The sequence below is a fragment of the Flavobacteriales bacterium genome, assembly GCA_013001705.1.
Lineage (GTDB): Bacteria > Bacteroidota > Bacteroidia > Flavobacteriales_D > JABDKJ01 > JABDLZ01.
The window spans coordinates 1-7,987 of record JABDLZ010000033.1; the positions used below are offsets into that span (position 1 = coordinate 1).

Consider the following 7,987-nt stretch of genomic DNA (forward strand, 5'->3'; position numbering starts at 1 on the left):
CCCAAGGTGAGATCGTAGGATTGCTCGGACCCAATGGAGCGGGAAAGACGACCTCCTTCTATATGATCGTAGGGTTGGTAACGCCACTGAATGGACGTATCTTCTTGGACGACAGGGACATCACCGAAGAGCCCATGTACCGTAGAGCGCAATTAGGGGTGGGTTATCTACCGCAAGAGGCCTCTGTATTCAGAAAGCTAACTGTGGAGGATAATCTGAAGGCCATCTTGGAAATGACCAAGCTGAGTAAGAAGGAGCAGGAGCTCAAAGTGGAATCCTTGATCGATGAATTCGGCCTAGGACATGTCAGAAAGAACAGGGGCGATTTCTTAAGTGGAGGAGAACGGAGAAGGACCGAGATAGCACGCGCCTTGGCCACCGATCCGAAATTCATTCTCCTCGATGAACCTTTTGCCGGGGTCGACCCCATTGCTGTGGAGGATATACAGAGCATTGTAGCCCGACTCAAAGAGAAGAACATCGGCATATTGATCACTGATCACAATGTGAATGAGACGCTGAGTATCACTGACCGGGCCTATCTGCTTTTTGAAGGAAGTATCCTTAAACAAGGCACGGCCGAAGAGCTAGCTGAAGATGAGCAGGTACGTAAGCTCTACCTCGGTAAGCATTTCGAGCTGAAGCGAAAGACTTTTTGAACAGGATCAGATGATCATTCCCGCCCCAACTGTGCTGTTGGTGGCCTCATCGATCAGGATCACGCTTCCCGTGATGCGATTTCGGGTGTACTTATCATGGAACAAAGGATCGGTGGTCCTCACCTTGATGCGGCCGATATCATTCATCCCGATGGACTTATCGTCCTCCATGCGGTGAAGGGTATTGATATCTACTTTGTAGTACACTTCCTTGACGATGCAACGTGCATCTTTCGAGGTATGCTTGATGCTGTACTTCCCATTGGGTTGCAAAGGAGTCTCGCCCATCCAACAGACCATCATCTCGATATCCTGTTCTACCTCGGGTTGATTGTTGGTCCGTACGATCATTCCCCCTCTGCTCAAGTCCAATTCGTCTTCTAGACGTATGGTCACACTCATCGGTGCAAAGGCTTCTTCTACTTCTCCATCCATGGTGTCGATGGCCGCTATCTTGGACGTGAATCCAGAAGGGAGTAGAGTGACTTCATCACCCCGTTTGAAGACTCCACCCGCAATACGACCTGCATAGCCACGATAGTCCGGATACTCGGCCGTTTGAGGGCGTATGACGTACTGCACCGGGAATCGGCAGTCCACATGATTGTGATCACCAGAGATGTGGACATTCTCCAAAGTATACATGAGGGTGGCACCTTCATACCAGTCCATATTCTCAGACTTATGTACCACATTGTCCCCTTTCAAAGCAGAGATAGGAATGAAGCGCACATCGGTGACCTCCAGTTTGGTACAGAAATCGTCCAGCGTTTCCTTGATGTCATCGAAGACCTCTTCCTTGTAATCCACCAAGTCCATCTTGTTGATGCAGAACACGATGTGAGGAATCTGCAGCAAGGAGGCGATGAATGCGTGCCTGCAGGTCTGTTCAACCATACCGTGTCGGGCATCCACCAGGATGATGGCCAAGTTGGCCGTGCTCGCTCCTGTCACCATGTTACGGGTATACTGGATGTGTCCCGGGGTATCGGCTATGATGAATTTACGCTTGGGAGTCGCAAAGTAGCGATAGGCCACATCGATGGTGATACCTTGCTCCCGCTCTGCGCGCAGTCCATCGGTAAGTAGAGCGAGATTCACTCCTTCATCGCTATCGCCTCCTAGTCTTTCGCTGGCCTTCTCTATGGCCTCCATCTGATCCTGGAAGATGGATTTACTATCGAAGAGCATACGACCGATCAAGGTCGATTTTCCGTCATCCACACTACCTGCCGTGGTGAAACGGAGCAGGTCCATATCGAGATATCCTTTTTGAGATGTCATGTGATCTGAATGTATTTTTCAGTGTTGTGTCTAGAAATATCCTGCCTTCTTACGGTCTTCCATGGCCGCTTCTGAGCGTTTGTCATCGGAACGACCACCGCGCTCGGTGACCCGCGTAGAGGAGACCTCATCGATGATCTTCTCCAAGCTATCAGCATCGGATTCCACCGCTCCGGTGCAGGTCATATCCCCGATGGTACGGAAACGGACGACCATCTCCTTGACCTCTTCGTCATCCTTGCGTGGCACCACTTCTGTAGCCGCAAGTAAGACACCGTCCCGCTCGAATACTTCACGCGTATGGCTGAAGTAGAGGGACGGCAGGTCTATATTCTCGTGGAGGATGTACTGCCAAATGTCCATCTCGGTCCAGTTGGAGATGGGGAATACCCGGAAGTGCTCACCCATCTGCTTCTTTCCGTTGAATATGTTCCAGAGTTCTGGCCGCTGGTTCTTAGGGTCCCATTGTCCGAATTCATCCCTATGAGAGAAGAAACGCTCCTTGGCCCGTGCTTTTTCTTCATCCCTACGCGCACCTCCCATCGCTGCATCGTACCTACCGGCTTCTAATGATTCCAATAGCGTGACGGTCTGCAGGGCGTTCCGACTGGCGTTGATCCCTTTCTCTTCCATCACCTTGCCCTCATCGATGGATTGCTGTACCGAACCCACGATGAGCTTGGCTCCGGTCTTTTCCATTAAGCGGTCCCGGAACTCGATGGTCTCTGGGAAGTTATGACCGGTATCTACATGGAGCAGCGGGAAGGGCACCTTTCCGGGCCAGAAGGCCTTTCGTGCCAAATGGAACATCACGATCGAGTCCTTCCCTCCAGAAAAAAGCATGACCGGATTCTCGAATTGAGAAGCCACTTCTCGTAGGACATAGATGGATTCTGATTCCAGTTCTTTTAAATGTGTCAGGCTATATGCACCCATCAGTTCAATGTGATTTTAGTGATAATGAAGCGGTAGAGTTCATCTACGCAGTCTTCAATGCTTTTGTTCTCGGTCTTCAGCTCCAAAGCTGGGGAGGAAGGTGCTTCAAAGGGAGCGCTTATCCCGGTGAAATCAGGAATCTCACCTGCACGGGCTTTCTTGTAGAGACCTTTGACATCCCGGCCCTCGCATATCTCCAAGGGGGTGTTTATGTATACCTCTTGGAAATCATCTGGACCGATGATATCGCGTGCCATCGCCCGGATCTCTTCAGTGGGGCTTACAAAGCAATTGATGCAGATGACCCCACAGTGGATGAATAGTTTGCTGACCTCGGCTATCCTACGGATGTTCTCTTTCCGGTCATCTTCAGCAAAGCCGAGATTATTACAGACTCCGGCCCGTATGTTATCCCCATCGAGCAATTGACTGAGATATCCATCAGCATGGAGCTTGCGTTCCAATCCCTTGGCTATGGTGGTCTTACCGCTTCCCGATAAGCCAGTCATCCAGAATACCGAGGCTCGTTGATTGAGCATCAGTTCTTTATCATGCCTTGGGAGCATTTCATCGAATACCGTGAAGATGTTGCCCTGTTCCTCTTTCATTCAAGCTGAAAAACGGCTGCAAATGTAAGCCTTTCAGTACAAGCTGTCTAGCATCCCTAGGCTTCTGTCACAATGGAAGGTTCATAGATGAAGAGCATGATCGCAGTCGAGTTTATCAATGGATTCTTCTTACGATTCCGTTCAGGGATTTTCAGGTCGTCCATCCTGCTGCAGCTTCATTTTCTCTTTTTATTCGACCATCTTTGTGTTCCGATCAAGGATCACAGTATGTCTACACTGAGAAAAGCCGCCATGTATCCCCTTCCCACCAGTTTTCCTACGGTGGATCAAGTAGGAGTCATCGAACGCGCTTCACGTTTCACCAAGCGCAGTATCAAGAAAGAGGCAAAGCTCCATGGGCTTTCCATGGCCTTGAATATGATCGACCTCACCACCTTGGAAGGAATGGACACAGAGGGGAAGGTCAAGCAACTCTGTTACAAAGCCCAGCACCTTCATGATGCAGCTGAGGATATCCCCACTGTAGCGGCAGTTTGTGTCTATCCCAACTTCGTTGGACTTGCCAAGAAAGAACTCAAAGGGTCGAAGATCAAAGTAGCGTCCGTGGCCACTGCCTTTCCTAGTGGAAACAGTTCTTTGGAGCTGAAACTGGATGATGTACGCATGGCTGTAGACCAAGGAGCTGATGAGGTGGACATGGTCATTTCGCGCGGTCGTTTCCACCAGGGCGAATACCGATACGTATATGATGAGATAGCTGCTGTGAAAGAAGCATGTGACACGGCCAGATTGAAGGTCATTTTGGAGACCGGGGAGTTGGGCACTTTCGATAAAGTGCGCATGGCCAGTGATATTGCTATAGCTGCTGGGGGGGACTTCATCAAAACAAGTACCGGCAAGATCAAACCCGCAGCCACCATGCCTGTGACCCTTGTGATGCTGGAGGCTATCCGTGATCATTATTTCAGGACCGGAGAGATGGTGGGCATGAAACCCGCTGGTGGAATCTCGAATTCCAAACTCGCCTTGCATTATCTTATCATGGTCAAAGAGACTCTGGGCAATGAGTGGCTGAGCAACGAGTGGTTCAGATTCGGGGCCAGCAGTCTGGCCAATGATGTATTGATGCAGATCATGAAACAACGGAGTGGAGCCTATCAATCGGCAGATTACTTTTCAATCGACTGAGCATGAAGAAGAATGGAACTATGAATGGATGGGATCTGGCACCTGCGCCAGAAAGCAAGGACCACATCAGTCTGCGCTCGGAGTATGACCTGTTCATCGGAGGCGAGTTCGTTCCTTCCAAGAAAGGAAAACGCTTTGCAACCATCAATCCGGCCAATGAAGAGAAACTGGCCATGATCACCGAGTCTACGAGTGATGATGTGGATCGAGCTGTCGCTTCAGCGAGAAACGCTTATGTGAAGCATTGGAAGAAGATGCCAGGCTCTGAACGGGCCAAGTATATCTATCGCATCGCCCGTATGATCCAAGAACGTGCACGTGAGTTGGCCGTCATCGAATCACTGGATGGAGGAAAGGTCATACGAGAAGCTAGAGATGTCGATATTCCTTTAGCTGCGGCACATTTCTTCTATTATGCAGGTTGGGCCGATAAACTGGACTATGCATTTCCCAACCGAGAGCCTCAAAGTCTAGGAGTTGCGGGTCAGGTGATCCCTTGGAATTTTCCCATGCTCATGGCTGCTTGGAAGATCGCACCTGCTTTGGCCTGTGGAAATACGGTAGTTCTCAAACCGGCCGAGACTACCTCACTTACGGCACTCAAGCTCGCTGAGATCATCCAAGAGGCAGGCTTGCCACCGGGCGTGGTGAACATCGTCACTGGACATGGCAAAGTGGGCGCGGCCATCGTAGAGCATAAAGATGTGGACAAGGTGGCTTTCACAGGAAGTACCGCGGTGGGTAAGATCATTCAACAAGCCATTGCCGGCACGGATAAATCCTGTACGCTCGAACTCGGAGGTAAGGCGGCCAACATCATTTTTGAAGACGCCACCATCGACCAGGCCGTAGAAGGGATTGTCAATGGTATCTACTTCAATCAGGGACATGTATGCTGTGCAGGTTCACGGCTCTTTGTGCAGGAATCAGTGCATGACGAGGTCATCCGTAAGTTGAAACACCGCATGGATAGCCTGATAGTAGGTGACCCCTTGGACAAGAACACCGACATAGGAGCGATCAACTCCAAAGATCAATTGGAGACCATCAAGGGATATATCTCCATCGGGAAGAAAGAGGGGGCAGAGTTCTATCAACCTGCATGCAGCATTCCACGGAAAGGATTCTGGTGTAAGCCGACCCTGTTCACCGAAGTAGCCCAGAGTAATCGCATCGCCCAAGAAGAGATCTTCGGGCCGGTCCTGGCCGTACAGACCTTCCGCACCGTGGACGAGGTCATAAAGAAGGCCAATAACACACCCTACGGACTCAGTGCCGGGGTATGGACCGACAAGGGAAGCAAGATCTTCAATATGACTTCGCAGATGAAAGCAGGAGTGGTCTGGGCGAACACCTATAATAAGTTCGACCCGACAAGCCCATTCGGAGGGTATAAGGAGAGTGGATTCGGAAGAGAAGGTGGCCTGCATGGATTATCAGCCTATCTCAACATCGCTTAAGTGATCGACCATGGAAAGACTAGAAGTACTCAAGACCTACAAGATCTATATCGGTGGAAAATTTCCCCGAACGGAGTCCGGCCGGTATTATGTCCCAGAAGCTGATGGGCAGGCTTTAGGAAACATCTGCCTCAGTTCAAGAAAGGACTTCAGGAATGCCATGACGGCTGCTCGAGCGGCCCAAGCCGGATGGGCAGGTCGTTCGGCCTATAACAGAGGCCAGATACTATACCGTATCGCAGAGATGCTCGAGACCCGCAAAGCACAATTCATCGAGGAAGCGATGCTGCAGGGAAGCACAAAGAAGAAGGCAGAAAGCGAAGTACGTACCAGTATCGATCGCCTCATCCACTATGCAGGCTGGTGTGATAAGTATCAACAGATCTTCAGCGCAGTCAACCCGGTAGCTTCCTCACATTTCAATTTCTCCGTGCTCGAACCCACGGGTGTCGTCTTTCAGTTTGCCGATCAAAGCTCCTCACTTCTTGGACTGATCTCTTTGGTAGCACCCATCATAGCCGGTGGTAATACGCTGATCATCCTCGCCAGTGAAACAAAGCCTCTTTCTGCGGTGACCTTTGCAGAAGTGCTCCACAGCTCGGATGTGCCCGGTGGAGTGGTCAACATTCTCACCGGAAGGCGGGAGGAATTGATCGAGCATGTGGTCAAGCACATGGATCTCAATGCGATAGCCTATGATGGTTCAGATAAGAAGGAGATCACACTACTGAAGAAAGGAGCGTCAAGCAACATGAAGCGAATCCGGGTATATGACCGGAAATGGGACAAGGACTCAGCGCAGGATCCTTATCTGATCAAGGACTTCTGTGAGGTCAAGACCACCTGGCATCCCATCGAGAATATCGGGCCTTCAGGGTCTGGTTATTGATCCAGCCTACCTATGGAGGCGTACATCGTAGTTGCGGTCATTCTATTCCTTATCGTATTCCTGTATAAGGAGTATCTCCGCCCTGCGATAAGTTTTGTCATCGGGGTCTCCGTGCTCCTAATCTCTGGAGTCATTAGTCCCCAAGAAGCCTTGCATGGCTTTGCCAATGAGCAATTGGCAGTTATCATCCTCCTACTCATCCTGAGTAGTACACTTGGCCGTACACGGGTCATCGATCAGGCATTCGGAGCATTCTTCAAAGAGAAGGATAGCCCCAGATTCTTCTATATCAAGATGCTGAGTGGAGTAGGGGTGGCCTCTGCCTTTCTGAACAATACGCCTCTTGTGGCCATGATGATGCCCTATGTCAATAAATGGACCAAGGAACATGGGGAAGATGTTGCCAAATACCTCATTCCCCTCTCCTTCGCTTCTATACTAGGAGGCTGTGTCACACTGATAGGGACTTCGACCAATCTGATAGCCAATGGACTCGCCATCGAGTATGGTGAAGAGGGGCTAGAGATCTTCGACTTCGTATACGTAGGAGTACCCATGTTGGTGATAGGAATCGTCTATCTGCTCTTATTCCATAGAACCTTATTGCCGCAATCTTCTCCGGATGATTCAATATCAGACCGAGGAAGGGAATACTGTGTTGAGACCATTGTCAAAAAAGGATCACCCTTGATCGGGCGGACGGTCGAAGAAGCAGGGCTAAGGAATATGGAAGACCTCTTCCTATTTGAGATCATCAAGAAGAATCGGGTCGTCAGACCGGCACCGCCAGACGCAAAACTACTAGAGGGTGACCGGCTGCTGTTCGTGGGGGATACCATGAGTGTGGCCCAGTTGAGTAGTCCGAAATTGGGATTGAGCCTTCCTTCTAGATCTACCATCCCCGAGGCAGATAGGGACAGTATCGTAGAACTGGTCGTAACCCCGAATAGCGACCTGGTCAACAAAAAGGTGAAACGCTCCGAATTCAGGAGTCTTTTCAAT

At 50.3% G+C, this 7,987-nt stretch carries 8 protein-coding genes; 5 read left to right on the top strand and 3 right to left on the bottom strand.

The features are described from left to right. Nucleotides 1-659: LPS export ABC transporter ATP-binding protein (gene lptB / locus HKN79_01000; protein ID NNC82128.1), on the top strand; the 659-nt coding region annotated here is incomplete at its 5' end. A 6-nt stretch (nt 660-665) separates the two neighbouring features. Here the strand turns inward: lptB and cysN are convergent. Genes cysN through cysC form a run of 3 tightly spaced genes read right to left on the bottom strand, consistent with a single transcriptional unit; the run spans nt 666 to nt 3,487 of the window. After that, a complete protein-coding gene (gene cysN, locus HKN79_01005) occupies nt 666-1,943 on the bottom strand; it encodes a sulfate adenylyltransferase subunit CysN (GenBank protein ID NNC82129.1) in 1,278 nt (425 codons plus the stop codon). Nucleotides 1,944-1,973: 30 nt separating this feature from the next. Continuing rightward, nucleotides 1,974-2,879: a sulfate adenylyltransferase subunit CysD gene (gene cysD, locus HKN79_01010; GenBank protein ID NNC82130.1), complete on the bottom strand. Its 906-nt coding sequence runs from the start codon at nt 2,877-2,879 to the stop codon at nt 1,974-1,976. Then, nucleotides 2,879-3,487, bottom strand: coding sequence for an adenylyl-sulfate kinase (gene cysC, locus HKN79_01015; GenBank protein ID NNC82131.1), 609 nt, complete (start codon nt 3,485-3,487; stop codon nt 2,879-2,881). Before cysC ends, cysD begins: the two co-directional genes overlap by 1 nt. A gap of 228 nt (nt 3,488-3,715) precedes the next feature. Between cysC and deoC the strand changes: the two genes are divergently transcribed. The 4 genes from deoC to HKN79_01035 all read left to right on the top strand — a co-directional run. Then, a complete protein-coding gene (deoC, locus tag HKN79_01020; GenBank protein ID NNC82132.1) occupies nt 3,716-4,636 on the top strand; it encodes a deoxyribose-phosphate aldolase in 921 nt (306 codons plus the stop codon). A gap of 20 nt (nt 4,637-4,656) precedes the next feature. Beyond that, nucleotides 4,657-6,096 (top strand): aldehyde dehydrogenase family protein, encoded by a 1,440-nt coding sequence (locus HKN79_01025; protein NNC82133.1) that lies wholly within the window; start codon nt 4,657-4,659, stop codon nt 6,094-6,096. 10 nt (nt 6,097-6,106) lie between these two features. Next, nucleotides 6,107-6,985, top strand: a complete 879-nt coding sequence (locus tag HKN79_01030) for an aldehyde dehydrogenase family protein (GenBank protein ID NNC82134.1) — start codon at nt 6,107-6,109, stop codon at nt 6,983-6,985. Between the two features lie 12 nt (nt 6,986-6,997). Next, the coding region (locus tag HKN79_01035; protein ID NNC82135.1) for an SLC13 family permease at nt 6,998-7,987 on the top strand (990 nt) is incomplete at its 3' end.